The 26,997-nt window shown below is 35.6% G+C and carries 25 protein-coding genes; 6 read left to right on the top strand and 19 right to left on the bottom strand.

Annotated features, from left to right (window positions below; translation table 11 throughout):
• Positions 1–5: 5 nt before the first annotated feature.
• Together ACIQZA_RS20670 and ACIQZA_RS20665 are read right to left on the bottom strand one after the other, a co-directional pair.
• Positions 6–158, bottom strand: coding sequence for a YpzG family protein (locus tag ACIQZA_RS20670; RefSeq protein WP_082172689.1), 153 nt, complete (start codon positions 156–158; stop codon positions 6–8).
• A 91-nt stretch (positions 159–249) separates the two neighbouring features.
• Positions 250–489 carry a DNA polymerase beta superfamily protein gene (locus ACIQZA_RS20665; protein WP_402883657.1) on the bottom strand — a complete coding sequence of 80 codons (240 nt, stop codon included), beginning with the start codon at positions 487–489 and terminating at the stop codon, positions 250–252.
• 148 nt (positions 490–637) lie between these two features.
• Here ACIQZA_RS20665 and ACIQZA_RS20660 point away from each other — a divergent pair, with 148 nt between their 5' ends.
• Positions 638–1,270, top strand: coding sequence for a hypothetical protein (locus tag ACIQZA_RS20660; protein WP_402883659.1), 633 nt, complete (start codon positions 638–640; stop codon positions 1,268–1,270).
• Positions 1,271–1,529: 259 nt separating this feature from the next.
• Here the strand turns inward: ACIQZA_RS20660 and ACIQZA_RS20655 are convergent, their stop codons facing one another.
• On the bottom strand, positions 1,530–3,176 hold the full coding sequence (locus ACIQZA_RS20655) for a sensor domain-containing diguanylate cyclase (protein WP_402883661.1): 1,647 nt from the start codon (positions 3,174–3,176) through the stop codon (positions 1,530–1,532).
• Positions 3,177–4,042: 866 nt separating this feature from the next.
• On the opposite strand from ACIQZA_RS20655, the gene ACIQZA_RS20650 reads away from it, so the two are divergent.
• Positions 4,043–4,633, top strand: coding sequence for a hypothetical protein (locus ACIQZA_RS20650; RefSeq protein WP_400936843.1), 591 nt, complete (start codon positions 4,043–4,045; stop codon positions 4,631–4,633).
• Between the two features lie 481 nt (positions 4,634–5,114).
• On the opposite strand, the gene ACIQZA_RS20645 is transcribed toward ACIQZA_RS20650, so the two are convergent.
• From ACIQZA_RS20645 to ACIQZA_RS20595, 11 genes are all read right to left on the bottom strand, one after another.
• Positions 5,115–5,681, bottom strand: a complete 567-nt coding sequence (locus ACIQZA_RS20645; protein ID WP_400936841.1) for a hypothetical protein — start codon at positions 5,679–5,681, stop codon at positions 5,115–5,117.
• Between the two features lie 212 nt (positions 5,682–5,893).
• Positions 5,894–6,994 (bottom strand): C45 family autoproteolytic acyltransferase/hydrolase, encoded by a 1,101-nt coding sequence (locus ACIQZA_RS20640; RefSeq protein ID WP_400936838.1) that lies wholly within the window; start codon positions 6,992–6,994, stop codon positions 5,894–5,896.
• Between the two features lie 87 nt (positions 6,995–7,081).
• Positions 7,082–7,936, bottom strand: coding sequence for a MerR family transcriptional regulator (locus ACIQZA_RS20635; RefSeq protein ID WP_400936836.1), 855 nt, complete (start codon positions 7,934–7,936; stop codon positions 7,082–7,084).
• Between the two features lie 229 nt (positions 7,937–8,165).
• Positions 8,166–9,455 (bottom strand): alpha/beta hydrolase, encoded by a 1,290-nt coding sequence (locus tag ACIQZA_RS20630; protein WP_400936835.1) that lies wholly within the window; start codon positions 9,453–9,455, stop codon positions 8,166–8,168.
• A 13-nt stretch (positions 9,456–9,468) separates the two neighbouring features.
• On the bottom strand, positions 9,469–10,548 hold the full coding sequence (locus tag ACIQZA_RS20625; RefSeq protein ID WP_400936833.1) for a DUF1648 domain-containing protein: 1,080 nt from the start codon (positions 10,546–10,548) through the stop codon (positions 9,469–9,471).
• Positions 10,549–10,555: 7 nt separating this feature from the next.
• A complete protein-coding gene (locus ACIQZA_RS20620; protein WP_142507049.1) occupies positions 10,556–10,933 on the bottom strand; it encodes a GntR family transcriptional regulator in 378 nt (125 codons plus the stop codon).
• A gap of 553 nt (positions 10,934–11,486) precedes the next feature.
• Positions 11,487–11,786 carry a carboxymuconolactone decarboxylase family protein gene (locus tag ACIQZA_RS20615; RefSeq protein WP_400936831.1) on the bottom strand — a complete coding sequence of 100 codons (300 nt, stop codon included), beginning with the start codon at positions 11,784–11,786 and terminating at the stop codon, positions 11,487–11,489.
• Positions 11,787–11,996: 210 nt separating this feature from the next.
• On the bottom strand, positions 11,997–13,370 hold the full coding sequence (gene argH, locus ACIQZA_RS20610; protein WP_400936829.1) for an argininosuccinate lyase: 1,374 nt from the start codon (positions 13,368–13,370) through the stop codon (positions 11,997–11,999).
• An 83-nt stretch (positions 13,371–13,453) separates the two neighbouring features.
• Positions 13,454–14,647: an argininosuccinate synthase gene (locus ACIQZA_RS20605; RefSeq protein WP_400936827.1), complete on the bottom strand. Its 1,194-nt coding sequence runs from the start codon at positions 14,645–14,647 to the stop codon at positions 13,454–13,456.
• Between the two features lie 477 nt (positions 14,648–15,124).
• A complete protein-coding gene (locus ACIQZA_RS20600) occupies positions 15,125–15,880 on the bottom strand; it encodes an SDR family NAD(P)-dependent oxidoreductase (protein ID WP_400936824.1) in 756 nt (251 codons plus the stop codon).
• A gap of 8 nt (positions 15,881–15,888) precedes the next feature.
• On the bottom strand, positions 15,889–16,836 hold the full coding sequence (locus ACIQZA_RS20595) for an MBL fold metallo-hydrolase (RefSeq protein WP_402883667.1): 948 nt from the start codon (positions 16,834–16,836) through the stop codon (positions 15,889–15,891).
• A gap of 618 nt (positions 16,837–17,454) precedes the next feature.
• Between ACIQZA_RS20595 and proC the strand changes: the two genes are divergently transcribed.
• The 3 genes from proC (at position 17,455) to ACIQZA_RS20580 (ending at position 21,204) form a co-directional block, all read left to right on the top strand.
• Positions 17,455–18,261: a pyrroline-5-carboxylate reductase gene (gene proC, locus ACIQZA_RS20590; RefSeq protein WP_400936820.1), complete on the top strand. Its 807-nt coding sequence runs from the start codon at positions 17,455–17,457 to the stop codon at positions 18,259–18,261.
• 46 nt (positions 18,262–18,307) lie between these two features.
• Entirely contained in the window at positions 18,308–19,318 is a 1,011-nt protein-coding gene (gene namA, locus ACIQZA_RS20585; RefSeq protein ID WP_402883669.1) for an NADPH dehydrogenase NamA, read from the top strand.
• 1,523 nt (positions 19,319–20,841) lie between these two features.
• Entirely contained in the window at positions 20,842–21,204 is a 363-nt protein-coding gene (locus tag ACIQZA_RS20580; RefSeq protein ID WP_402883671.1) for a YobA family protein, read from the top strand.
• Between the two features lie 208 nt (positions 21,205–21,412).
• Here the strand turns inward: ACIQZA_RS20580 and ACIQZA_RS20575 are convergent, their stop codons facing one another.
• From ACIQZA_RS20575 to ACIQZA_RS20555, 5 genes are all read right to left on the bottom strand, one after another.
• Positions 21,413–22,300: a sensor histidine kinase gene (locus ACIQZA_RS20575; protein ID WP_402883673.1), complete on the bottom strand. Its 888-nt coding sequence runs from the start codon at positions 22,298–22,300 to the stop codon at positions 21,413–21,415.
• Between the two features lie 14 nt (positions 22,301–22,314).
• Positions 22,315–23,097, bottom strand: a complete 783-nt coding sequence (locus ACIQZA_RS20570) for a hypothetical protein (RefSeq protein ID WP_402883674.1) — start codon at positions 23,095–23,097, stop codon at positions 22,315–22,317.
• Entirely contained in the window at positions 23,090–24,013 is a 924-nt protein-coding gene (locus ACIQZA_RS20565; RefSeq protein ID WP_402883675.1) for an ABC transporter ATP-binding protein, read from the bottom strand. Before ACIQZA_RS20565 ends, ACIQZA_RS20570 begins: the two co-directional genes overlap by 8 nt.
• Positions 24,014–24,095: 82 nt before the next feature.
• Positions 24,096–24,767 (bottom strand): response regulator transcription factor, encoded by a 672-nt coding sequence (locus tag ACIQZA_RS20560; RefSeq protein ID WP_400936805.1) that lies wholly within the window; start codon positions 24,765–24,767, stop codon positions 24,096–24,098.
• A 409-nt stretch (positions 24,768–25,176) separates the two neighbouring features.
• Complete coding sequence (locus ACIQZA_RS20555; RefSeq protein ID WP_402883677.1) at positions 25,177–25,725, bottom strand: substrate-binding domain-containing protein; 549 nt, start codon at positions 25,723–25,725, stop codon at positions 25,177–25,179.
• 151 nt (positions 25,726–25,876) lie between these two features.
• On the opposite strand from ACIQZA_RS20555, the gene ACIQZA_RS20550 reads away from it, so the two are divergent.
• The gene (locus tag ACIQZA_RS20550) at positions 25,877–26,902 is read left to right on the top strand and encodes a DUF2332 domain-containing protein (protein ID WP_402883678.1); all 1,026 of its coding nucleotides are present in this window, start codon (positions 25,877–25,879) and stop codon (positions 26,900–26,902) included.
• Positions 26,903–26,997 lie beyond the last annotated feature (95 nt).

Genomic DNA, 26,997 nt, shown 5'->3' with positions numbered 1-26,997 from the left:
GCTGATTAAAACTGACGGGCTTTTGCTTCACTTCTCAAGATACGGTTATGGAGGGTAATCTCCGTTTCACCATTTACTTGAGATTTTGAGCGTTTAATCCTTGACCAGTTACGGTGGATTTTCTGAGATTTTGGGTCTAATTGTTCGAACCTACTCATTTGCCATCCTCCTCATCAATATAGACTTCATAAGTGAAACCTTTTTTAGTATGACCTTACAATTAATAATTATTCAATTTTTCCATCACCATTATCCCCAAACTTCTTGCAATGTCCTTCTAAATAACGCATCTAATTTTTGTGTAGGATCATCGACTTTAACAAAAAGATTTTTACAGTATGTCTCAATATGCAGTATTTCTTTATCTAAATATTCATTGATACTTTTAATTCGCAGCTCCATATTTAGTTCATCACCTGCCATTTTTCTCTGTAAAAGTTGCTGAATTTCTGTTTTTAATGGGCCCTCAGAAATTATTTCATTTAACAATTCCTGAAAATCAATTGGTGGAACAGTATTTTTTTGTTCGATCCATTTTCATGCTAAGATTGGTCTTAGAGGTATTCAAAGTATTAGTCCACAATCAGATGATAAGAAAGAGTTAATTAAGAAATGGGGAAATTAAGGAGGTTTTAGTATGTTGATCACTTTTTCAAAACGCGTCATCACACTAACAGTTGTTACACTCTTAATCTTATTATCTTTGTTTTTAATAATGGGAAAGAAAAAAATGACTCCAGTGGTTCAGGAAGACACAAATGAAATTCCAGTGGTTCAGGTAGACGCAAACGAAATAACTTTTGAAACTCCTGATGAACTGGATGCTGCTGCAGATCTCATTATTATCGCATCTCCATCTGATGAGTTTATGGACCGTGAACACAAGGTATCCTACTTTGATGACGGTACGATTCAAGACTATTATACTTTAACAGAAGTCCAAATTGATAAAGTTATTAAAGCACCTAGCGACTTTAATCTTGCAAACAATAATACTATCAGTATTGTTGAACCCGTCGGAATTGTAGACCGAAGTGTAGGTAAGAGAAAGTTAGTAACCAATCATTATGAGGAACTCAAGGAAAAAAGTTCTTACATTTTATTTTTAAAACAAAACTCAATGGGACAGTACGCAATAATTAATAACAATTTAGGGAAATTTATCCTGGATAATACGGATTCTTTATATAATGGAGATAAGAAATCATCAGAAGCTGAGAAATTTAAAAATGAAGTTTTCCAAAAATATTCTATCGACGAAACAAATTAAAAGTACACTTTCTTTGAGAACCGTAAAAAGCACTTGATTCCATAAATTTATGGATAAATATCCTAATGATGAAAAAGCCCAGGCTCAAATTGAGAATCTGTGCTTTAACATTAGTCTAGAATTCACTCAGCATACGGTTGTATGCCAAGACGTTTATTTCGAGGATAGCATTATTAGCAACCGCCTTTGAAAAAGCTGAATGCGATGATTTTAGGATAACGCCCTTTATTGAACTCCTTTTCGATTCCGTAACATCCCGTTAAAGCATTTGCCTTGTATCAACTATACCTGTTTTATCACATACTCTAAGTTGGTTTCGACCGCTTTCCTTTGCAATATAAAGTGCTTGATCCGCCTTGTCAAGTAGCTCGTAAAATGTTGAAATATTTTCAGAATCACCGTATCCTGCGATGCCAATACTCACTGTCACATTGATCTCAAAATCCGCAATATAAGGATGATCTTCAACATGTTGCCGGACTCTTTCCGCAATTTTCACTGCACTCTCTAGCATAGTATTTGGAGATAAAATGACAAACTCCTCTCCCCCATACCTTGTAACAATATCGATTCTTCGCACAGAATTTGTAATGATGTTTGCGACATGCTTTAGCACTTCATCACCGATTAAATGTCCATAGGTATCATTAACCTTTTTGAAAAAATCAATGTCAATCGCTATACATGAACAATGGTTTTGTTCTTCTAAACATTTCTGAAAAGCAAGCTCCCCCTGCTCAATCAAATAACGACGATTATACAGCTTCGTCAGCTGACAGGTAATCGATAATTCTTTCAGTAAAATAGTATCTTTTCTCACTTTGTCGCTCATTTCATTGAAGGACGCACAAAGCTCCTGAAATTCTTGCGCATATGGTGTCAGCTGTTGGTCATTTATTTGATATTCATAAAAACCTTGTTCTACCTTTCTAACACCTGTTAGAAGCTGCTGGATAGGTTCTTCAATTTTTTTAGAGAGATGTAACATCATTTTAATCATAAAAAATGACCCTACTACTAAACAAATAGTTATCCATAAAATTCTATTGATTAATGGTTTATAGGCCTCTAACAGACCAATTTCTGATATAATAAACCATTTCCCTCCATTTATAGGCTTACTTTTAGCAAGAACCCACTTATTATTCACGTCTTTATAAAGCTCGAGGCCGCTTGTTTTATTTTTTAAAGCTACGTTTAGGATATGGTCATCAACTAAATAATTTCCTGAAGACCGTTGTTGTTTATTGTTAAATTCAGAGAGCATAGTACCTTCTTGGTCTATAATATAAGCATGACCTAAAAAGCCCACTCTCGATTCTTGCAGCAGTTGATTGATGATATCTAAATTTACTGCGCCAAAAACTACACCATTGAATTGTTGCTGTGCATTAAGAATCGGTGAAGCAAATGCCATAATAGGCTGCTTTGTAACTTTACTTATTAAAATATCTGTTATATATGGTTGTTTCGTTTTTTTAGCAACTTGAAAATACTTTCGGTCATTAACATCCACGCTAACACCATTTTTACTGTATTCAGTAACTGTATCAACTTGCACGATGCCCTCTTTATTGACGAATATTAAGTCTGTGAAATTTGTTTTTTCTTTAAAATCTTGAAAAAATTTTTGTAATTTTTGAAAATTATAGTCCTTGACAAAATCAAAATTAGCTATTGTATGTATATCACTGGATCGCTCTGATAACCAGCTTTCAAAAAAATAGGATTGAGCATCCAAATAATGCGTCATCTTTTCATTTTGATGTTGAATGGTTTGTCGATATTCAATATAAAGCGTTGGAATAAAAATACATAAACCAGTAATAAAAGTGATCCATACAAGTGCTCGATGAAGCTGACCTTTTATTGTGTTTGGCTGTGGAAACTTTTTTAAAACCCTCAAAACACTAACCTCCAAATTAATCTAAACATTTCCTTAAAATGGGCAATAAATAGTAATTTACTCATTAAAAATACCACAACCGTAAAATTGCGGCAGTGATAAATTTAACTTTTTCAGAAAATGTTTTGGTAGTGAAAGCAAAGCGACCAGCTACAATTATGCCGAGGCATAATTAATTAGTTTATAAAATTTATTGCAACAAAATTTGGAGAGTATATAACAGCCGCAACAATAGGTACTATTGTCAAAGAGGTATAGCCGACTGAAGAAGTACATATTTGCTCTAACGGATCTTTCGTTGGCGAAGCTAGATTTGAAGAAAACATTGCCGGTCATAAGTCGGTAATCCTACTATTTCATATAGCTCTTCAAAATCATCCTTATAAAAAGAGCCATCACTCCACGAATTTTCAGATGCTGATAACTTGAAAGAAATTGGTGCTGTAGCGCAACTTGCTCATGCACATATTGGGACGAATCATTGAATAGAATGGAACCACCATCAGGTTTACATCTCCAGCTACACATTTGATAATGTAGATTTACCTGCTCCAATACCCATTTTAAATGTGGCATTCACACCATTATATTTTTTCACAATATCCTTCACAATAAGCTCCAAAATAAACCTCCCTTTTTATATGTTCATGACTATACAGGGGTTGCAAAAAGTTCATTTTGCGAAATGAAAATAGATGTTTCTATAAAATGATTTTTTATGTAAAATAAATAATTATTGGTAATCGAGGGAATAAAATCATCTTAACAAGATTCTGACTGAAGATGTCTATGAGCGGTTAAGGGAAAATTTCATCTTGTTTTTACTGCACGATTAATAGAATACTAAATTAAAGGGAGTAACCTAAGTGAGCGATTTTGAAGAACTTAAGTATTTTTTAGGACCACATTTTGGTCCGGAGATAGACTGGGAGCTAATCGAATACGCTGTTATTGATCATCGACAATTAAGTAAAAAAGAACGATCCAATTTCAAAAAAGAGCTCCTATATATGAAGCAACTGTTAGAACAAAATCAATATGATAAAATACAACAAATTATTAAGAAGAATAATTTAGAAGAAACAAAGCTTTACGATATTGATAAAATGCAAAAATTTATTGATGAAATTTTACCTATTATTGAGAAGTATGAATATAAGAAAGGTATCCCTTATGTCCCCTTTAAAGCTTTAAACTATTTGTTTGATACCATTATTATTCCAACTAAAACATTATTATCCTTCGACTTTATTGCCATAGATATTAAAAGAGAGGGAGATACATTTATACATCATATCTTGCAAGATTTAAAATATGTAGAAAAAGCCTTTATGGAGAAAGATGAAGCTAAGATTCAAAAGTTGCTACAACTATCCAGAGAAAAAGGCGTTAATATTTTAGAATCACAATATCGAGATGAATTTATCCAAGTTGTAACAACCGAATTAAGTTACTAAACAATTATGTCCTATAAAAAGAAAAAATTGACTACGAGAAATAACCACTAAATAGACTGTTCAGCCCCCATATTATTTGACCTATAAAATAAAAATACTTATTAAAAGTGATTCTTTCTACTTATAATTAGTAAAGATAAGCGGGCATTTACGCTTTAAAAATGTCAACACCGAGCACTATTGCAGAACGAATTTGGTGTGCTATTTCGTTCTCTTTCTCACTTTCGAACAGATTGCTTGTACATACAAAAAAGACCTTTCTACTCTGTAATATTAAAGACAAGTAAATGTACATGCTAGTTTATTACATCATAACTTGAGATACAAAATAGCCTTGTTAAATTATTTTTAACAAGGCTAACTTAACTTTCTTCTTTAACTAACGTATCTTATTATTTTATGTACATATATTCTCAATCTTTTAAGGTTTTTAACAAAAATAAATAAGTTAAATATAAATTATGTTCAATACATCAAGAATTTACTCTGGGGATTCTTGGCGTAATGCTTCCAAGAATATCTCGGCAATTCCATTTGGGTTTCCATTTTTCGTTGTTTCTTCTGAAAACCAAGAATATTCCAAATCGTGAATAATTATAGGTATTTCTCTTTTAAAAGTATTAATAATAACTTTATTGTCGTGTAATCTTTTTGCTACACTTGAAACTATCTGTAATAGCTCATAATAGCCGTTTGGTCCTTTTCCTATATAGTTATAATCCTCATCATACATTAATGTTTCGTCTTCGTACCCAATATCTTTTATGCCATTTTCCTTAAACCATTGTAATAAAATATTTGTTGATTCTTCATCACCAATAATTTCATGTTCATCTTGTCTCCAAAAGGCGTAATTCCATCTCTGCTCACTGAGCTGTGGACTATACTCGCAATCCTCCTCCGTATTGTAACTGATTACAAAAGTAGGGATATTATCTGGAACTTCATTTGTATATACAAAAAAGGATAATGCATATATTCCTTCCTCATTCCAACTTTCAATAATCGGTTTTATCTTTTTGTACAGATATTCAGTTAAGTTTACCATAGTGTCCCTCCTACAAAAGTAGTTAATTTATAATCGATTATATTAAATAACTGTTTATTTGTCATATTATTGACTACTATTCTTCCCTTTTGTTCAATAATACAAATTTAAGGCCTCACAAATATAAGCTGAACTAATTAGTTCAGCTTTTTAAATAAATTGTTATAATGTTGAACATTAATAAAAATCAAGAAAGGTTTTTTTGTTGTTTATTATTTTATGATTTTCCAAAACTCTGCTCCATAGCTTTTATTTTTAAATTCAACAGATGTTTGTGTTTTCGTAAAATTCTCACCAATCCCTATCTTGTTTACCTGATTTTGTAATGGTGAGCCAAATGAAAATTCCATTTGCAAATCAGTAAGGTTAAACAAAATTGAATGTACTGTTCCAAAGCTTTCTTTGTAATTATGGATGGACAATCCTTTAGGGAACTCTGTTAAAAGAAGTTCTTGGATTTCATCTATAGATCTTTTTCCACTTTCTTTAAATTTCTCCTCTAAAATATTATATCTTAATTGAGAATGCTCGAGCTTGCCAGGCTCCATTTCTTGTATTGCGGAAAATAGTCCGTGATTAGTTGCAATAAGATAATCTAGTTCTGCACGTTTTACCTCTTTTATTCCGTCATATGTTCCAATCAAAGCTGCGTCGCCATTTGCATCAGCAATAAGTAAATTCATGTTCGTTCCTACTGGCATAGTGTTAACCATATAAATTGCTTCTTCTACATTTTCGCAATTTTCTAATAGGGCTCTAACAATAACCATAAACTGTAATCCAGGTACTACTGGTGGTCTCATACCAGGATAATTGCCAATGGGCATGCCACACGATGCATATGCAACACATAGCCCCTTCTCATTTAAACCTTCACTTCGACCGAATGTTGAAACTGAAAATCCTGTATGAGCATATTTCCCTTCAACACGAGTAGTACATAAGCGCATATCCGAAATATCAGGTGATAAATCATAATTTCTTAAAACATATGTTTTACCATCTGCCATTTTTCCAGGTAAAATAGCCCCTAAACTACATCCCCCAGGTATTAACCATGCATTTTGATAAAAATTTAGTTGTTCAGGCGCATAGCCAAAGCCTTCTGCAAAGCCTTCTAATTCTTTATTTAAACCTGGGCAATACTGCTCTATTTGTGCTTTCATTTCAAAATAAGCGTTGTCACCAGTTAAATTTTCCGTAAAGAATAGCGATTTTGCAAAAGGATTCTTTTGAAACTCTCGCGCTTGTTGTTGTCCAATCTCATATGAACTACCTTTAAGAAATGCAAACTGTCCTGTATTTGTTTTCATCGATATACCCCATTCTATATTTAAGTAGCAAGACATTTCTTACCTTGCTAAATACAGAATAAAGTCTCCAGCTACTGGAGAGTTTAGCTAGTTTCTTAGTTTCACAAATACTTTTGTCAAAAAATCATTTGGATGTAGCTCAATATTTGGTTTAATATTAATTGGATTTACAACTTCAGTTGGGATTAAGCCCTTTATGTACTGCTCCATATATGTCCCTTCTGACTGGAGGGATTGCTCAGTCAGCCATTCCTGCAAGCGACTATAGCCAAAATGTAACTCTGAATACGGTCCCTTTATATTTATACAAGCATACTTGCCTTCTGTTATTACTTTAATATACTCCCCTTGTTGAGTTACTTTTACTGGTAACAGTAGTTCAACATCTGCTATATTTTGGTTCCTGTCCCTTTGGTGGAAAATTGCAACAAGCGCCCCATCTATCTCAAATTGATACGCATATATTCGTTCAAATAATTTTTGTACTAGCTTATCCATTTCTATAATATGTATCTTTTCACGGATAGAAAACACCTGTATGTTTAGACGTTCTTCTATGTAACAACTTGATAATATTGGCTTTGGCTTTGGATTAAACGTCTCAGTGTTCCTTATTGAATTTTTCACTTGGACAATATTTTGAAGTTGTTCAGCGATTACTTTTTGTTGGTGCTCTAATTCCTGAACTTTTTTATTTAATCTAATCTCTAAATCTTGCTTATCATTTTTCCCTTTAATAATCTGTTCAATTTCGTTTAATGAAAAATGGCAATGTTTAAGTACCTGTATAGTATTTAGCTCTTTCATTTTATCGTAATCATAATAACGATAGCCCGTCACTTCATCTATAAAAGATGGCTCGAGTAACCCAAGATCGCTATAATAACGAATCGTTTTTATAGGAACATTACACAGTTTCGAAAATTTCCCAATGCTATACATAATAAAACCTTCTTTTCAAATATTGTTGAATTCGATTAACCCGCTTAGTTATTACTATATCGTACGATAAAAATATGGTAAATAATTTAACAAATAACATCCCAAGCCCAAAAAAAGTATGCTCTGATTTGAGCATACTTCCTTTTGTTAGATACTAATTATGAGCATTACTTTTTTCGCAAGTTTTTCTCCATTTCTCGCAAGTATTCACCTTTCTACCGTGGATAGCTTAGTCTCTACTTCCATTCATAATAAACTGCTGAATGGCTGGCAGTAATTCTTTATGAAGTGGTAATGATGGGTCTGAATAGGTTGCTGCATTCTTCGTACGATCTGCTGGAGCATTTTTTAACACATGATTCATTCCGTCCATATATACAAGCTTGGCGTCTGGCTTACCTTTTTTTAACGCTTCCGCATCCGTTGAAACTACTTGTAAATCGGTTGTTCCTTGAAGAATTAAAACTCGGCTATTTACTTTCGCTAACTCATTTGCAGGATTATATTTTAACCATGAAATCATATACGGTTGAACTGAAGAACGGAAGAGTGACTGTAAATCTGGAGAAACGTTCTTTACTAGCTCGCCTTTTTTCAAGGATGCAAGAGCATCTGTTGATTCTTTTAGAAGCTCTGGCGATAATTGACCTTTTAATTGCTCTAACAAAATTTCATCGGCTGGTCTACCAGAGCCTGCTATAGAAACAAAGGACTCTACTTTTGTTTTTTGTGCTGCTAGTAAACCGATCAGTGAGCCTTCGCTATGTCCAATAATATGAACACTCGAATACGCTTTATTAGCTAAAAGGGTGTTAATCACTTGAACTGCGTCATCTACGTATTGATCAATCGTAATATCCTCTTCCTTAGTTAAAAGGGACTGATTATCGCCAAGTCCACGTTTATCATAGCGAACAGTAGTAATACCGTCTTTTGCTAACCCTTCCGCAATCATTTTTAAGCTATTATTTTTACCAGCTATTGCTGAATTTCCATCCTTATCAGTTGGACCAGAACCTGCTATAATAAGTGCAACTGGAGATGGCTCCTTGCTAGCCTTTTGAAGAGCCACTGTTAACGCACCATCTTTAACAAGAATCTTGGACGTTTCATACGTAACTGGTTGTTCTTTGAATGGCTTTAAGACAAGTGGGAATTTGCCACCACTTTGTTGAAACGTTGCTGTAATTTGCCCATCTTTTAATGTTCCGTTAATGACAACAGCCGAGCCATTTAAATTGATCGAAACACTTACTTGATCACCATCGTATTTGATGCTTTTAAATGGATAATCGGATAATCCTTGGGCTGGTACTGATAATGTCCCACTATCTTTCTGCAAATCAACGATAATCGGAAGTGCTCCGTTTGGCGTTTTAATATTCCCTTCCCATTTACCTACTAGCTGTTCATTCATTTTATTGTCCTCCTTTATCTCTTTACCTTTTGTGTTGTCCTCCTTTTGTGCGCATGCTGCTAATAAAAAAAGTGCACAACATAAAAATAATAGTTTTTTCATAAAATCTCTCCCTCTAGACGAAAATGACTAATAAGATTGGTAAAAATATTACAAGTAAAATGATATAGCTCCATTTATTCGCTAAATTCACAGTCCAACCAACGCCGTATTTCTTTTGCACTAATAGTGAAGGATCATTTTTATTGATATAAACAATCCCCCATTTCCAGTATCGATCATCGGCTGCAGCTGTTTCGTTTGTATGTAAATCATCAAAGCGCTCATTACTGTTACTTAACTTCCAAATGAAGAGGATAAGTCCCCCTAAAGAGACGATCATAAAAACGATAAAAAGCGGGAAGAAGTAAGGAGCTGTTTGATTTTTTAAAATAACTGTCGTGTAATGTAAAACAACAAGAACAATAGTCATACTATAATTAATCGCTGCTAAGTACCAGCTACCATATTTACGCTGGTTAAGCTCTCGATTGACTGAAGCATCTTTTGCTTGTGCACTCAATTGTATTTTGGCACTTTTCATACCGATACTGATGATGAAAAAGCTAATTTGTGTCCCTAGTAAAATAAGTGGCATTACAATAACTGATAGCCATGTTTTTTCAGTCCTACCGTCTATCTCACCTGCTGCATTCCAATGGGTAGCAAAAACATCTGGGATGGCATTGTAATTCATATAGGTAAAAGTAATCAATGCTAAAGTGATAATAATCGGTAATGCGAAAAATGTAGGTGAAAGTACTTCATCTCGATCTCGAAAAGATAAATCCATCACATAAACAGTTTTTACATGTGCTTCCCAATTTTCTTGTTTTTTCAGTTTTTTTGTTTTTATATGATAAAACATATAAAGTCCAGCTGCTATGAGAAGCACAACATAAAGCAAAACAAAGGATAATAAAACAAATTGCTCTTCTTGAATGGACGTAAACAGTAGTAAAATTTGAGCTATAAGACATGCAACTGCTATGCTCCCGACCATCATACTGTAATGCTTTTTAAAAATAAGTAATTGTTGATGTTGCACATAAGGTTCTGGAATAGATACACCAAACACAGTTGTTTTTCTCGCTAAATATGGTGTTAAAGTTTCCAGTACACCTACAAAGATAAAGATGCTTAATATAAAAAGCATATTTCCCCTACTTCCATTGTTTTAAAATTCGATGAAACAAACTCGTCATTTGTTCTTTTTCGAGACCCCGTGCAATGGCCTCTGCCATAATTGGTTTTAATGCATTTTCTACTTTTTCAACTTCCGTCTCTTTCAGTTCTTTTTTTTGACCACCGATAATGATCGCTTTTGCTTTCGGCTTTAATTCGATTAAACCTTTTTCTTCAAGTTCATGATAACTCTTACTAACCGTGCTGACATTAATCCCTAAATCCGCAGCCATTGAACGAACTGAAGGTAAAGTGTCACCATTTTTTAGGTTTCCCTTAGCAATCAACTCAATTAACTGATTCGCTAATTGTTTATAGAGCTGTAATTCACTGCTTGGATCTAAATGAATATTCATTTTACCCCTCCCATCTGTATCGCTTATCACCAAACAGAAATCTGTCATATGTAGAGTAATACAGATTTCTTAAAAAGGCAAATTTTCTCTAAATTAGGGATTAACCAATTAGGCTATTTTCTCTGAGGTTTTTAAGGTATTTAATGCGAAATAAAAAAGGACCCAGAAAAATTCTGGATCCCAAGAACACTTATTTCTATTTGATTTGATCTGTATCGGTTTTTGCTTCTTCTTAAGATACAGCAAAACAGAATATCCGCCTCGCTGATTCCATAAGATTTTAGAAGCTCACCCTATACAGTTGTGGCGGACTTTCCTGAGATTCCTGGTCTTTGGGTGTTTGACTACTCATTCTACATCCTCCTAATCATTTTAGATTAATAAGTGATTCCGTTCTTAATATGAACCGTTTCGTAAATGTTTATTCATGTGAAGCACATTTTTATGAATATGCCTTGTTATAGAATTAAAACTCCTAAGCTTCTTCTTTAAAAATTTGTTGGGCAATGGTTAAAGCATTTTGGACACGTGGAAAACCAATGTATGGTACTAATTATAATAATGCTTCCACAATTTCTGGCTGTGTCAAACCTGCATGTAAACCACGTTTAATATGTGTTTTTGTTTGTGGGGCAGCACCTTGAGTTACTACCGCTTTAATGACAACAAGTGCACGGCTCTTTGCATCTAGCCCTGGTCGTGAATAAACATCACCATAGGTAAATTCAATAATCATTTTGCGTAAATCTGGTGCTATGTCAGCTAGTACATCTGCCTCCATCATTCGTGCCGCTTCTTCCTTTGTCACATACTGTTTAATTGTTTCTAACCCCTTTGTAAAACGCTCATTCATTGACAATCCCTCCAATGTTATTTCTTTACACAAAAACCCCAATTCCGCGTCTCCAGAATTGGGGATTGTCCTTCACCTATGTAAGGGTCTCTTTTTCGTTTCACCCTCTGGCTCGAACGAAAAGGGAAAATATTTTTTCATAGTGCCTCACTGGACAGCTTTAATGAATATCTATGCAAAAGTCACAAGGACATGCACGCTAAGTTATGGTTACGAGAGACAGGCTTTCGCCTTTTCAATTTGGATAATTACTTGATCAAATCCTGTACCACCTAAAGAATGTCGACGACGAACAGCAGCTTCAGGTGTTAATACTTCGTAAATATCTGCTTCGATAAGCTCACTTTCTTTTTTCATGTCTGCAAGCGGTAAATCTAATAAATAGATGCCCTGTTGAATACATGTGAATACAAGTTTTCCTGTCACTTCATGTGCTTCTCGGAAAGGCATACCCTTTGTTGCTAGATAATCTGCAAGCTCCGTAGCATTGGAGAAGTCAGCGTGTACTGCCTGATGCAAACGCTCTGTATTGACAGTCATTGTGCGAATCATACCTTCAAAGATTTTTAATGAACCAAGAATTGTCTGCACTGTATCAAACATACCTTCTTTATCTTCCTGCATATCTTTGTTGTATGTTAACGGTGTTCCTTTCAGAACAGTTAATAAGCCCATTAAGTTACCGTAAACGCGTCCCGTTTTTCCACGGATTAACTCCGCCATATCAGGATTTTTCTTTTGTGGCATAATAGAAGAACCTGTTGAGAAGGCATCATCTAATTCGATAAATTTGAATTCATCTGTCGACCACAAAATAATTTCCTCTGCAAACCGAGATAAATGCGCCATTAATAATGATGAATTACTTAAAAATTCAACGATAAAATCACGGTCACTTACTGCATCCATCGAGTTCGCATAAACTTCGCTGAAGCCTAAAAGTTCCGCGGATTTTAAGCGATCGATTGGGAAAGTAGTACCTGCCATGGCACCTGCACCTAAAGGCAGAATATCAATACGCTTAAGCGACTCCGTGAAGCGTTGTTTATCACGCTCTAACATCCAGAAATAGGCCATCAAGTGATGGGCAAATGAGATTGGTTGCGCACGTTGTAAATGTGTATAGCCTGGAGCAATTGTTTCTACATGCTCCTCAGCCTTTTCAAGCAATGTCTTTTGGAATATCTCAATTAAACCGGTTGTTTCCTTCACACGTTTTTTCAAGAAAATATGCATATCCGTTGCTACTTGGTCATTTCGGCTACGGCCAGTGTGAAGCTTACCACCTACAGGACCAATTAAATCAATGAGCATTTTTTCCAAATTTAAGTGGATATCTTCATTAGCAACTGTAAATTCAAGCTCCCCTGCGATTGCTTTTTCTTGTAATTGTGCAAGGCCACCGAGAATGGTCTCTACGTCAGCTGCTGGTAAAATTCCTGTTGCGCCAAGCATCGTAACATGTGCTACGCTACCTTCAAGGTCTTCTAGAACAAGCTGTTGGTCAAAGCCAATCGATGCGCCGAACTCGTCCACCCATGCTTCTGCTGATTTTTGGAAACGCCCGCCCCAAAGTTTTGTCATAACAGCTCACCTTTTCCTTAAACTCTTTTTGAAAAAGGTGTAGTACAGCGTTTAATGCTACACTACACCCTGCTGTCAAAAGATTATTTTTTATTTACTGAAGAGTTAACCACTGTTGGCAGACCCCATAATTCGATGAAGCCTACTGCTGAAGCATGGTTGAATTGATCTTCTTTAGAATATGTTGCTAGCTTTTCACTATAAAGTGAATTTGGAGATTTTCGTCCTTCCACAATTGCATGACCTTTGTAAAGCTTCACGCGCACAGTTCCGTTCACAAACTTTTGTGATTCAGCAAGGAACGATTCCAGTGCTACACGTAATGGAGAGAACCATAAACCATCATAAATTAATTCAGATAATTTTTTCTCAATGACTGGCTTGAAGTGTGCTAACTCTTTTACAAGCGTTAAGTCTTCAAGTTCTTTATGAGCCGTTAATAGAACTTTTGCTCCTGGAATTTCATATACTTCACGAGATTTAATACCAACTAAACGGTTTTCAACGTGATCGATACGCCCAACACCATGTGCTCCAGCTACTGCGTTTAGCTCTTGGATTAAATCGGCAAGCTTCATTTCGTTACCGTTTAACGATACTGGTTTACCTGCAACGAATTCAATTTCTACGTATTCCGCTTCATCTGGAGCGTTTTCCACAGAAACTGTTAAACCGTATGCTTCTTCTGGTGGAGATACCCATGGATCTTCCATTACGCCCGCTTCATTTGCACGGCCCCATAAGTTTTGGTCGATAGAGAATGGTGAATCTAATGTTGCAGGAATCGGTACATCATGTTTCATAGCATATTCGATTTCCTCATCACGGCTCCAGCCCCACTCACGTACAGGTGCTAACACTTCTAAGTCTGGATTTAACGCTTTAATAGAAACTTCGAAACGAACTTGGTCATTACCTTTACCTGTGCAACCATGAGCTACTGCGTCCGCACCCACTTGGTTTGCAATTTCCACTAGTTTTTTAGAAATTAATGGACGAGAAAGTGCTGATACTAGTGGATATTTTTGTTCATACCAAGTATGAGCTTGTAATGAGATTAATGCATATTCTTCAGCGAATTCATCCTTCGCATCTACCATATATGATTCAATTGCTCCTACTTGAAGAGCTTTATTTTTTACAAACTCAAGGTCTTTACCTTCACCAACATCAAGACAAACTGCAATAACGTCCCAACCTTGTTCTTTTAACCACGGAATTGCTACAGAAGTATCAAGACCTCCTGAATATGCTAATACTACTTTTTTATTCGCCATAAAAAACGCGCCTCCAATTAATCTATTAGATATGTATGTTTATACATTCGTTTAAAACTTTATACACGAATAGTATCATGTTATAAAAATAAAAACAAGTGCATTTTTATAAATTTATAGACTTTTATGTTTATTGTAAAAAGTGTGTCATTATAACACTTTAAGCGCTTGTACAGACTATGAATAGTTTTACTCGGAAAAACGATTTTTTACGCGCAACATGAATGTATATAGTATTCGTCGGAGCGCGTAAACTAGCGCTAACTTAGCGGCGTATTTTGCGCGAATGGACATCCTTTCATCACCAAGTTGACGGACTTGCCAGGCATACAAAAAAGAGTTGTCTCAGCGCAAGAGACAACTCTTTACTTAATTTCGTTCGTTTTAATGAAGATTTATCGAAACTATTTGAGCTTTTATCGAAACAAAACCTCATTTTATCGAAACTTTTTGGGCTTTTATCGAAAAACAAGCTCTTTACTTCTTATTGAAAAATGATTTACCTAAAAATTCTACAGTTGCAGGTGCCATTGCATACAGCTTGCTTGTTAACCCCATGACCCTTGGTAAATTAACCTCTCGAACTGGTCGTTCAATTGTTTTTACTGTAGCTTGTGCCACTTCTTCAGCTGTAAGTAAAAATCTTCCTAAAGACTCGCGATAGCCGCTTTCATCACTCGCCTTATCTAAAAATGGTGTATCGATTGGACCTGGATGTATCGCCGTAACTTTAACATTATACGGAGCCAGTTCCATGCGAAGCCCATTTGTAAAACCGACAATCGCATGCTTTGTAGCAGCATAAACACTAGCCTTAGGTGTTGCTACCTTTCCTGCCTGTGAGCCGATGAAGATTAATTGACCTCGCTGACGTTGTATCATAGGTTCTGCTAGACGTTTTGCTAAATACATCGGTACACTGACATTTAGCTCTACCATTTGTCTAATAGCTTCATCTGCTAAGTCTGTTGCAATGCCAAATTTACCTACCCCTGCAGATAAAATAGCTACATCAAGAGGCGGTAGTTGTGCGCATACTTCATCGATTGTAGATAAATTAATTAAATCTGCTTGGATCACATTTGCGCCTACGCGTTCTAATGCTTTTAATGCAACTACATTGCGTCCTGTTGCATAAACCGTATGACCTTGTGCTACTAATAATTCTGTAATTTTCAATCCTACACCACTTGTTGCACCTGTAACGAAGATGGTCTTTTTATTCATGTTCATATTTAAACCTACTTCCTTTGAAATAAATAGATACCTTCTTCCGTTTTTGTAGATGTAATGAAATTGTTGGCCTCTAAGTAATCTAAATAACCGAGCGTTTTGGACAACGTCAGACCAAACTGACGCTGAAAAACAGCTGGGTAAAAGCGCTTCGTTACTTGTACAGCAGTTAATGATTCATCTACAAATAATTCACAAACCTTCAAAGATTGCTGATGCTGACGGTCTAGTCGTTTATCAATTATATTAGGAATATTCTCTAGCTCAGCACCATGTCCTGTATACATCTTTTTTACAGGTAATCGACGTAAAATTTCTAGTGATTCATTATATTGTAGTAACGATTTAGTACGTCCTAATGTACGGTCTAGTGGTGGCTCAATTAATGGGTTTGGCGTTATTTTTGCAAGCAATAAATCTCCACCTATTACATCATGAGTTTTTTCATCCCAGTATATTAAGTGACTTTGCGCGTGTCCTAATGTTTCAATAGCCTTTAATCCAGGATGTCCTGGCACTTCATCTCCATCGTTAAGTATATGTGTTAAAGGTCGTTCACCTACAAGCTCTATTTCACGGCGGACATGGACACTCGGCTGGATATATTCTTGAGGAACTCCGTGCTCAAATAAGCGCTCACTGTAAAACTGCACATGGTAACGTAAAAAATCCTCGTCATGACGAAGCCATTTATCGTTATAGGCATGCCCTAAAATTTCAGCGTTCGGAAAGGCATCCACCCAACCTGCATGATCTGGATGATGATGGGTTAACACAACCTGTTCAATATCTCGCATATCAAAGCCCACTGCTCGAATACCCCTTTTAAGTGCATCATAGGCTTCCATTGTTTTTGGACCAACATCAAAAATGGTCAATGCATCTCCTTTTACAACAAATGCATTCACATCTCCTACTTCATAGGGTGTTGGTATTTCTATTTTGTGTATAGACAAAAGCTGTTTCCCCCTTTAATGCAACTAGTGAATACCTATTCATTCTATTTTACAAGTTTTTCTTCTTTTCGTCACCCTCCTGTTGACAGGTTGACGTATTATTAATATAATTTTGAATAATCTAATTATTTTTGTGCGTTGATGAAGCCAAGTACGTAATTGGTGAAGGTGTCTTAGAGAGTGTTACATTTGCTGAAAGTGACATCACCCGCTCCCATTACAGAACCTACTTCTGAGCAGTTATGAAAACATAACCGTTTCCCTTGCGATAAAAGGGCTATGAGTTGTGCCAATTGGCAAACAAAGGTGGTACCGCGGAAACAACAGCGTTTTCGTCCTTCTTTATAAGGACGGGAGCGCTTTTTTTATCTTCATTTAGCAGATGTTTTGGTAGCGAAAGCGAAGCGGCAGCTGAATGAAGATAAAGCCTCCGGCGGATGTCACGGATTTTCAAAATCCGGACGCATTGTTTATCTGTAGCGAAAGCAAAGCGACAGATACTAATGTTTTCTGTAGCGAAAGCAAAGCGACAGATACTAATGTTTTCTGTAGCGAAAGCAAAGCGACAGATACAATTACGCCAAGGCGAAATTGATTTTGAGAACTGGAGGTTTTATCATGAAAAAAATACTATTTATTGGTGCAGGCTCTATGGCAGAGGCATTGATTCAGGGCTGGATTAAACAAAAGGTATTTACAGCGCAAGAAATTTACGTCACCAATCGCACAGACAAGGAACGCTTACAATTTTTACACGACACATATAATGTAAATGGCAATTTTAATGATGCTATTTATCAGCAGGCTGATTTAATCATTCTAGCAATGAAACCAAAAGATGCCGTTGTAGCGATGCGTGAGCTAAAGCCTAAAATTACAGAGCAATCAGCCGTTCTTTCTATTCTAGCTGGTATTGCCATTACTACTATTACAGAACATTTAGGTGCTCGTCCAGTCGCACGCGTTATGCCTAACACTTCTGCTACTATTGGGATGTCTGCGAGCGGGATTGCCTTTAATGACGAAGTGACAGCAGAACAACGCGCTCTTTTCTTACAGCTTTTAGAGGCGATTGGTTCAGTTATTGAGGTAGATGAGGATCAATTACATGCTGTAACCGCCCTTTCCGGGAGTGGGCCAGCTTATATTTATTATTTAATGGAGGCATTTGAACGGGTTGGTACAAAGGTCGGTCTCTCGAAGGATACAGTAAGACTATTGATGACGCAAACACTTGCTGGTACTGCAGAAATGCTGAAGCAATCCGTCGATGAGCCTGATGTATTACGCCAAAAAGTAACCAGTCCGGGCGGTACAACAGAAGCTGGAATTAAAGCTCTTGAACAATATCAATTTAATGAAGCCATTGAAGCATGCATTAAAGAAGCTGAAGCTCGATCTCGATCACTTGCAAATAGTAAATAATGTGTGCCAAAATAAAGTATATCACTAGGGATTAGGGGGCTTTAAATTGGCTAAATTATTCGAACCTTATCAATTGCAAAATATCACTTTAAAAAACCGCGTAGTGATGGCGCCGATGTGTATGTACTCGGCACAGGATGATGGACTTGTCACACCTTTCCACCAAGTACATTATGCAACGCGGGCTGCTGGTCAAGTTGGTTTAATTATTGTCGAAGCTACTGGTGTTGTACCAGAGGGTCGTATTTCTAGTAGCGATCTTGGTATTTGGGATGACGCTCATATTGAAGGTTTAAGTCAATTAGTTCAAGGAATGAAAGTATACGGAGCAAAGACCGGCATACAGCTGGCACACGCTGGACGTAAAGCAACTGTAGATGGAGAAATATTTGGGCCATCAGCTATTGCATTTAGCGATGCTTTTAAAACGCCAACTGAAATGACACTAGAAGACATTGAATATGTTGTAGAAGCATTTAAACGAGCAGCTGTCCGGGCAGCTAAAGCTGGCTTTGATGTTCTTGAAATCCATGGAGCACATGGCTACTTAATAAGTGAATTTTTATCACCAGCGACGAATAAACGCAATGACCAATACGGTGGCTCTCAAGAAAATCGTTATCGACTATTACGTCAAGTCATCGATGCTATTCGTAGTGTTTGGGAAGGCCCCTTACTTGTACGCGTTTCCGCTGAGGACTATGCAGAAGATGGTACAACAATGGATGATTTTATCGTCTTCAGTCGTTGGATGAAATCACAAGGTATCGATTTAGTGGATGTTTCTACAGGTGGTGTAGTGCAAGCACATATTAATGTTTTTCCAGGCTATCAAGTAACTCATGCTGAAGCGATTAAGCATGGTGCTGATATTCCAACTGGAGCAGTCGGCCTTATTACGACAGCTATTCAAGCAGAGGAAATTTTACAAAATAATCGTGCTGACTTAATCTTCCTTGCGCGTGTTCTTCTGCGCGAGCCATATTGGCCACTTCATGCTGCTAAGGATTTAAGAGAAGAAGTTAAACCTCCAGTGCAATACGTACGTGGTTGGTGAAAAATAGCGGTATAGCGACTATTCATCAACATATAAAAAAACAGCTTGTTGGTTTATGCTAACAAGCTGTTTTCATGTCAATAAACAGGATTTTGTTTAATTTCTTCATCAATTGCCTTCACTAACGTCTCTGCATCATCTGCCGTTATGACTTCTCCATTGACGATGGTGAAAATCCCTACTACCTCGCTTACATTATACTATCTCTAGATATCGTTTGATCTTTTATCAATTCAATTCTGCACGAGAAAATATTAATGGGTATGAATATCTTTTGCCTCAACAATGTGTTAGAATCATAACCCTCATTTTCGACGGAATATACCTATTGCTATCGAAAAAAAACGATATAAAATCTCTTTTTCCTGGAACATCGTCAGATACAATTTCATTAATCTCAGAAGTCAATATTCCCTGCCAAGAATTCTCAAACAAAATATCTTTATTCAGAAAGTCATTAATGTACCTTTTGAATTTTTATTTATGTCTACTACCCCTTGTTATTTCAAATTTTTGTATTCAACTACATTGTGTTAAGAAAACACCTGCATGATCTTGATCATTATTTTTATTTAAGAACAAATATCGACCGAGTTACTAAGGCTAAACACATCTTGAAATCCTTCAAGAAAATCACTTGCCATAAATTTGTAGGTAAAATTGATAATCCTCCAAACCCATAAATTTAGCCATAAAAAAACTACACCTCCAATTGTTAGATGCTGTGTCTAACAATTGGGGTGCAGTTCAACTTAGGATTATTCGTTACTTTTTCATTCTATCTCTCGCGAAAAAAATTTTTTATACTATATATATTTCAAATCGCTTTTCACTTTTAAAAGTGTATATGAATATATACCTGCATATGTATGGAAAGATCTCGTGTACAATAAGAAAACAGATGCTAAATTATTCGCTTCATCTTCATTAATTTTAACCCCTCTTTATCTAATTCTTGAGGATTTATAATTTGATGTAGTACCCAATATACCATTTCATGCGTGTTGCCTATAAAATAAATGTTATTTCCTTGTGTTTCCAATAATCATAAAACAAGGTATCTTATTCAGCATAATTTTCTACAATATTCATACTGCTAGGACTCTCCCTCTTTTGTCATAGTCCATACTAATGACAATGGTTCCCATTAACTCAGTCACTTCAATAATATCAGGTCTGTTATCTAGCCCTACATATCCACGCATTTCTTAGCAAATATTTGTAACTTGGTAAGAGTTCATACTACGTTCATCTAATTTAGGAAAATCAATATATTCTCTAAGAAACTTCGCACTATCTGAGCTTAGATTAGAAATTGATGAGTTTTAGAGCAAAAGTATAGTGTCATTTTAAAGGAGCTTTTGTTGTAAAAATCAGAATTTTGCGATAAATTAGATGCGACATAGTAGGATGAAAACTTTTAAGGAATCGTTATATTGTTCTGTAGAGTTTTCCTTCCTTTTGGAGATAGTATATAAGACTAGTTAATGAGTCAATAAAATTGAAAGGAGCCTTATTAATATTTGAAAACTCAACTAAAAATGATAAAAAAATTAGTTATTTCTATGCTTTTAATTACAGGTCTTGTTACCTGCATTATTGGTTGTTCAGAAGATACAACCAATAATGCAGAATCAACTATGGAAGGAATTGTAGCGAAAATAAAGGATAATCAGATATTAGTAGTAAAAGGAGTGACAAAAGAGGAAATTAAAGGTTTATCTGAAGAAGAAACGATAAAGAAAGCACAAAGTGCGGCTTATTTTGAATTAAAACGAGAAGTAAAAAATATAAAAGTCGGTAGTAAGGTAAAAGTTTGGATTGAGAGCATAGACACTTCGAATCCAGCTTATGGAATTAGTAGTAAAGTAGAAGTTATAAATTGAATAGAGGCTTTACACTATATTAAAAAATTACCATAAATGGTTTTATATCCATACAATAGTTATAACATTGTTTTTTCCCGCCTAAAAAATCGCTGATAGCATCGTGAACATCGCTGATAAAAGTGTAAGAATCGCTGATAGAACCACGAACATCGCTAATGAAATTACAATTGTTATTGCCAAGATGTACTAAGCTTCTTGGCTCCTTCTATTTTAAATCCTTTTTTACACACACTAAAAACTCAATCATGCCATTTTCTATTTTGGCCGTTGCATTTCCACCTAGTTTTTCTGCTAGCAGCTTGACAATAGATAGCCCTAGACCCGTGTTTTTACGTCTGGAATTGTCTGTTGTATAAAATCGATTAAAGAGCTGATTAGGATTTAGTTGACTATTTTCGTCAATCGGATTTTGAAAACAGATATATGCATGTTCTTCTTCTATCCACATCTTGATCGTTACATCACCTTGAGCATGCATGATACTATTTCGTACTAAGTTTTGCACAATGCGTAAAAGCATTTCTTCATCAGAGTGAATAATGAGCGGCTCAAAATTTGGTAAGTTGACGGCTATTCCTTTTTGTTTAAATTGTACAAAGGCATCAGCAATCTCTTCAAATACTATGTTTGAAATATTAATACGATCTTTTTTGGGCTTATCTTCATTACTATGTAAATAGGAATATTCAAAAAATGTTGCTAATAATTGCTCTAGTCTTCCAACATGTTTTTGTGCGATTTCAAGCTTTGCAAGCTGCTTTTCTGTTAAGGGTTCTTTTAAAAGCATTTGTTGATAGCCTTTTATCGCAGTGAGTGGCGTACGAAAATCATGCGAAATGTTTGAAATCATTTCCTTATAGTATTTTTCTTCTCGCTTAATATACGACCTTGATTTTTGTGATTCTATTAATATGCGATTTATATTTGCCACTAGTTGATTTATTTCTTTGTTTAATAGCTCTACGCTAATTGGCTGTGTATATTGCTCATGTAGACGTTGTGACAATTGTACATTCATCATTTGTAGTTGCCTTTGTATATAAAAAATATAAAATAATAATCCTACAATGATTACAATTGCCACAATCCACATTCCCTACCATCCCCTTACTTGATTTCTGCTTTTCTAAATGTCATGAATGTTACATATATATTGATTACTATAAATACGACACAAATGGAAACGGCCGAAATTATATCACCTTTACTCATGCTTAAATTAATCGTAAGATACTCCGCTGAATATGGTGTGAAGGATAATATTTTATCTATCATCTCAAATGAATCCTGAAAACTAGCGACCTGCCCAAAGAACATGGACATCATGTAATACGCAGCTACTACAAGCACCGATTTTCTGAAGGCAAACGCCAGTAAAATACAAGTCGTTAACTGCGCAAGATAGACTATAGTCATTGTGCTCATTATTGTTACGTAATCGGCAAAGCTACCATTAGTAGTCGCCGTTAGAATGCTTAAAAAACCTGCTGCTTTCCCGCCCATACTAAACGTGCTGTCCATTGATAAACCAATTATTGTCACGATGATATACGGGCTTACAAGAACAATAAGTAATATCCAGAAAACAATCGCTTTACTTATGACAATTTGGATTCTTGCAAAGCCGCTTATAATCGGATGATGGATATTTTTTGTATCAAAATCTGAACAAATAAGTGTAGTGGCAAGTACTGCGCCTACTATTGACATCGTATTCATATCAGATAGTAAAAAACCAACGTTGCTGATGCTTTCATTTATTGAGTTATTGCCTATACCATAAGCAATACTAAACATTGCTGTTGCAGAACATGTTGTAAGAGCCAGTAAGACCCAAAATATTTTGGATTTAGTTGTTTTATAAAGGTAAGCACGTACTAAATTAAACATGGCGCTCACCTCCAATTAACGTAAGGAAGTAGTTCTCTAATGTGTCTCCTTGTAGACTAAATTCCGTAAGTGTTACCCCATTTTCAAATAAGGCGGTTGATACGTCCCCAAGATTCTCTAAGAAATCATACAATTTAATCGTTTTATTTGGCATGACTTGAAAATTTTGTGTTTTAAGAATTGTTTCTAATACATGTGCACATTGTTCGGGAGCTGTACAACCAATGCGAATATAATGTCTACATTCTTCGTCGAGCTGTTGTTGCGTCATTTGTTTCATAATTTTCCCTTTATGAATAATGATATAATCAGTCGTTGTTTGATAAAGTTCCGGTAAATTATGACTCGAAATTAAAATCGTCATCTGTCGCTCTTCACAAAGACGTGTTAAAAGCTGACGAATTTCAACAACACCTATAGGATCTAATCCATTCACTGGCTCATCTAAAATCAATAGCTCTGGATTAGTTAATAACGCAATAGCAATGCCTAAACGTTGTTTCATGCCGAGTGAAAAATGCTTAGCTTTCTTATTGTTTGTACTCGTCAATCCAACCAATTGCAGTATTTCATCTTCTAGCTCCTCATTCGGAATCCCCCGCATTAAACGATGATATTTAAGGTTACCTTTTGCGGTCATATCAGGGCTAATCGCTGGTTGTTCAATCATACTGGCAAGACGTTTTCGTTGCTGCTGTATTTCCTTGTCAGATGATTTTCCAAATAACTCAAATGAACCTTCTGTTTGAAAACTAATCCCTGAAACAATCTTCATTAAGGTTGTTTTTCCCGCACCGTTTTCACCAATAAGCCCATAAATACGTCCTTCTTTTAATTCGATTGATACGTCGTGAAGTACTGTATGCTTTTTATATGTTTTCGTTATTTGATTCGTTTTTAATATGGTTTCTCCCATATTAAGCACCTCCCTTTCATATTCATAGATTACTCATGAAAGGTATAGATAAAGTAAAGATGACGTATAGATTACGGATGATTTATGGACGTAAACGATAACCAAGCCCACGAAGTGTCTCGATATAATCTGCTTGTGGATTTTTTGTCTTTAATTTATGTCGAAGATTACTAATATGAATTTTAATAATATGTTCATCCCCTAAATATTCTTCTTGCCAAATGGATTCATATAAATTTGCTTTCGTGAATACTTTTTCTTGGTTTGTCATAAACAATTCGAGCAGTAAATATTCCTTTGCAGTTAGTAAGACCTCTTCACCACTCACTGTAACTCGCTTAGCGACATCATCCAGCACTATATCCTTGTATTGCAGCTGCTTCATTGGTGTAGCTTTTTTAACACGACGCAATATCGATTCAATACGGGCAAGAACCTCACCAAGGTCAAAAGGTTTCGTAATATAATCGTCCGCTCCTAAACGAAGCAAATCAATTTTTGTTGACACTAAATCTTTTGCTGAAATCATAACAACAGGTACATCCGAAATAGCGCGAATTTCTTTTAATAATTCATCACCACTTTTATAGGGAAGCATAATATCAAGAAGCACAATATCAAACTCATTTTGCAGAAATGCTCGATGTCCTTCTACTCCATCCATCACACTTGTTACCTGATAATCTGCTTGCTCAAACAATTCTGTTAACATTGCATTTACATCTTCATGATCCTCAACCATTAAAATTCTCAATACAACCACACCTTTAATCAATTATGGCTCGACATATTTGCGTCCGGAATCGCTTTGCGCTTAGGCCTGCAAATATTTTTTGTGCGAAGGCGTAGCGTCAGCAGCAGGATGCAGGTCGTTCTGCTCGAGCCTTCCGTCGCCTTATTTCCCATCCGTTTTAGCCGTTACCGCGTGGATGCGATGATATTTAGGCTAACATCCTTTAGTAACTCCTTTTCGATTCCGTGACATCCGCCGGAGGCTTTACCTTCTTTGCTGAAAAAAGTTAAAATATCCCTATTAATATTATATGGGAATTCATATTAATAAACATTAAATAATTTTATTAGCTATCACCCTAACGTTGGGTTCATTTTAATTTCGGATAGGTTATCTTCCATTCGTTAAATTGGGATAATCGACAATAATTTCACAAATATTCCCTCGTCTGAAATAAACATAGTAACCCTTCTGGAATTTCTACTGAATCCTTATAAAAAAGATATACAGGCACACTTGGGAAAGTTATTTCTTCGAAGGGAATGATGTTAAACCTCCCTTCCATCCGCTCTCTTCTCACAATCATTCGTGGCAAAAATGACATACCTAATCCGTCTTTTATTAAGCGCTTTACCACATAGGATTGAGATATGGACACTTGTTTAGTAACGACATATTTTTCCTCAAGTTTATGTAATAAATCCACCCAAATAGTTGGATGATGGTGTGTAAATAAAGTGTAGGTTTGCAATAATTCCTCATAATCAATATATGCTCCTGTCTCATCATCGCACGCATCTAGGGGAATAACCAATTCTAGAGGACTCTCTACAAGAAGCTCTTGGTGCCAATGGCGGTAACGTGTTGGCAATAAGGAAATACCAATATCCGCCTGATCATTATTTATTAAATCCTCAATTTTTGCAGAATCCTCCACTAGAATCGATATTTCAATGGCAGGATTTTCATTCCTCGGCATAATTGCGTCTGGAGGCTTCAGCGGATGTTTGAACACCCGCTGAAAGATTAATCTTTTTAATCAACTTCATTAACTATATTTAATTTACTAAATTATCGAACAATAATAAACTAAAATTAGATCGATTACTTTTAACAAAGGGGAGAATCGTATGTTAGCTAAATTAAGTAAGCAATTCCGTACTTTTGCCAAAAATGAATGTGAAAATTCAAGTCCACTATATGAACATTTAGCCAATAAGATTGCCGATGATGATGAAATATTAAAAGTTGCCGCATTTATACCTAAAGGACAACCTGTACCTAATTTATTATTAGCTGGCGTTCAGTATTTACTGTCATCAACCAAAGACGAATTAGTTTATTTTTATCCATCCTTAACGACAACACCAAAACCAATAAATGAAGTCTATCCTGTTTTTAAAGCATTCGTATTATCCCATTCAGATGAATTGAAGACTTTATTTCAAGAAAAACTTGTTCAGACTAATGAGATTCGCCGTTGTACTTACCTTTATCCGATGATGACAGAAATTTATGAAGGGCATCAAAAACCTTTAGCCTTAATAGAAATCGGGGCAAGTGCAGGACTTCAACTTGGGATGGATCAATATAATTACTGCTATAATAAACAGCTTCATATAAACCATTCAAATAGCGCTTTCGTTTTGTCCTCAGAAAATCGGGGAGAACCGCTCCCAGCTTCCATTACAAATGCTCCTGTTGTTTGTAAACGTGTTGGGATCGATTTAAATCCTATTGATATTCATAATGAGGAAGAGCTTCGATGGCTCCAAGCTTTAATTTGGCCAGAGCATCAAGAACGTAGACTTTTATTAAATCAAGCACTACCTATTTTAAAAGAACTCGATTTAGAACTGATAAAAGGAGATGCTATTAAACTTATAAAAGAAATTAGTAGAGATATTAATCAAGATGCGCTATTAGTTGTTTATCATACGCATGTGGCCAATCAAATCCCAATGGAGTTACGCCTTGAACTAATTGAACAATTAAAAGAGATCAGCATGGAACGCCCTCTCTATCATTGTTATAACAATTTATTTGATATACAACTGCATCAAGATTTTATGGATCAAGGTGAAATAGAATCTATCCGAATAATGGAACGCCCTGATGGTCATGCTCGATGGTTCAAGTGGTCCAACCAAAAATAAAAGTTGCCACGAAAAAACGCTGCATGAGATTTTTCTCTCATGCAACGTCATGTTGATTAAAAACTATTAAATCAATGAAATTAAGTTTTCTCGGC

The sequence above is a fragment of the Lysinibacillus sp. NPDC096382 genome (genome assembly GCF_044762845.1).
In the GTDB taxonomy this organism is placed as follows: Bacteria; Bacillota; Bacilli; order Bacillales_A; family Planococcaceae; genus Lysinibacillus.
This window is presented reverse-complemented; position numbering and strand designations above follow the sequence as displayed.

What these genes read in the sequence shown, in the direction of transcription:
- ACIQZA_RS20670 (WP_082172689.1), bottom strand. Translation starts at nt 158, where the DNA reads ATGAGTAGGTTCGAACAATTAGACCCAAAATCTCAGAAAATCCACCGT.
- ACIQZA_RS20660 (WP_402883659.1), top strand. Translation starts at nt 638, where the DNA reads ATGTTGATCACTTTTTCAAAACGCGTCATCACACTAACAGTTGTTACA.
- ACIQZA_RS20645 (WP_400936841.1), bottom strand. Translation starts at nt 5,681, where the DNA reads ATGGTAAACTTAACTGAATATCTGTACAAAAAGATAAAACCGATTATT.
- ACIQZA_RS20640 (WP_400936838.1), bottom strand. Translation starts at nt 6,994, where the DNA reads ATGAAAACAAATACAGGACAGTTTGCATTTCTTAAAGGTAGTTCATAT.
- ACIQZA_RS20635 (WP_400936836.1), bottom strand. Translation starts at nt 7,936, where the DNA reads ATGTATAGCATTGGGAAATTTTCGAAACTGTGTAATGTTCCTATAAAA.
- ACIQZA_RS20630 (WP_400936835.1), bottom strand. Translation starts at nt 9,455, where the DNA reads ATGAAAAAACTATTATTTTTATGTTGTGCACTTTTTTTATTAGCAGCA.
- ACIQZA_RS20625 (WP_400936833.1), bottom strand. Translation starts at nt 10,548, where the DNA reads ATGCTTTTTATATTAAGCATCTTTATCTTTGTAGGTGTACTGGAAACT.
- ACIQZA_RS20620 (WP_142507049.1), bottom strand. Translation starts at nt 10,933, where the DNA reads ATGAATATTCATTTAGATCCAAGCAGTGAATTACAGCTCTATAAACAA.
- ACIQZA_RS20615 (WP_400936831.1), bottom strand. Translation starts at nt 11,786, where the DNA reads ATGAATGAGCGTTTTACAAAGGGGTTAGAAACAATTAAACAGTATGTG.
- argH (WP_400936829.1), bottom strand. Translation starts at nt 13,370, where the DNA reads ATGACAAAACTTTGGGGCGGGCGTTTCCAAAAATCAGCAGAAGCATGG.
- ACIQZA_RS20605 (WP_400936827.1), bottom strand. Translation starts at nt 14,647, where the DNA reads ATGGCGAATAAAAAAGTAGTATTAGCATATTCAGGAGGTCTTGATACT.
- ACIQZA_RS20600 (WP_400936824.1), bottom strand. Translation starts at nt 15,880, where the DNA reads ATGAACATGAATAAAAAGACCATCTTCGTTACAGGTGCAACAAGTGGT.
- proC (WP_400936820.1), top strand. Translation starts at nt 17,455, where the DNA reads ATGAAAAAAATACTATTTATTGGTGCAGGCTCTATGGCAGAGGCATTG.
- ACIQZA_RS20575 (WP_402883673.1), bottom strand. Translation starts at nt 22,300, where the DNA reads ATGTGGATTGTGGCAATTGTAATCATTGTAGGATTATTATTTTATATT.
- ACIQZA_RS20570 (WP_402883674.1), bottom strand. Translation starts at nt 23,097, where the DNA reads ATGTTTAATTTAGTACGTGCTTACCTTTATAAAACAACTAAATCCAAA.
- ACIQZA_RS20565 (WP_402883675.1), bottom strand. Translation starts at nt 24,013, where the DNA reads ATGGGAGAAACCATATTAAAAACGAATCAAATAACGAAAACATATAAA.
- ACIQZA_RS20555 (WP_402883677.1), bottom strand. Translation starts at nt 25,725, where the DNA reads ATGCCGAGGAATGAAAATCCTGCCATTGAAATATCGATTCTAGTGGAG.
- ACIQZA_RS20550 (WP_402883678.1), top strand. Translation starts at nt 25,877, where the DNA reads ATGTTAGCTAAATTAAGTAAGCAATTCCGTACTTTTGCCAAAAATGAA.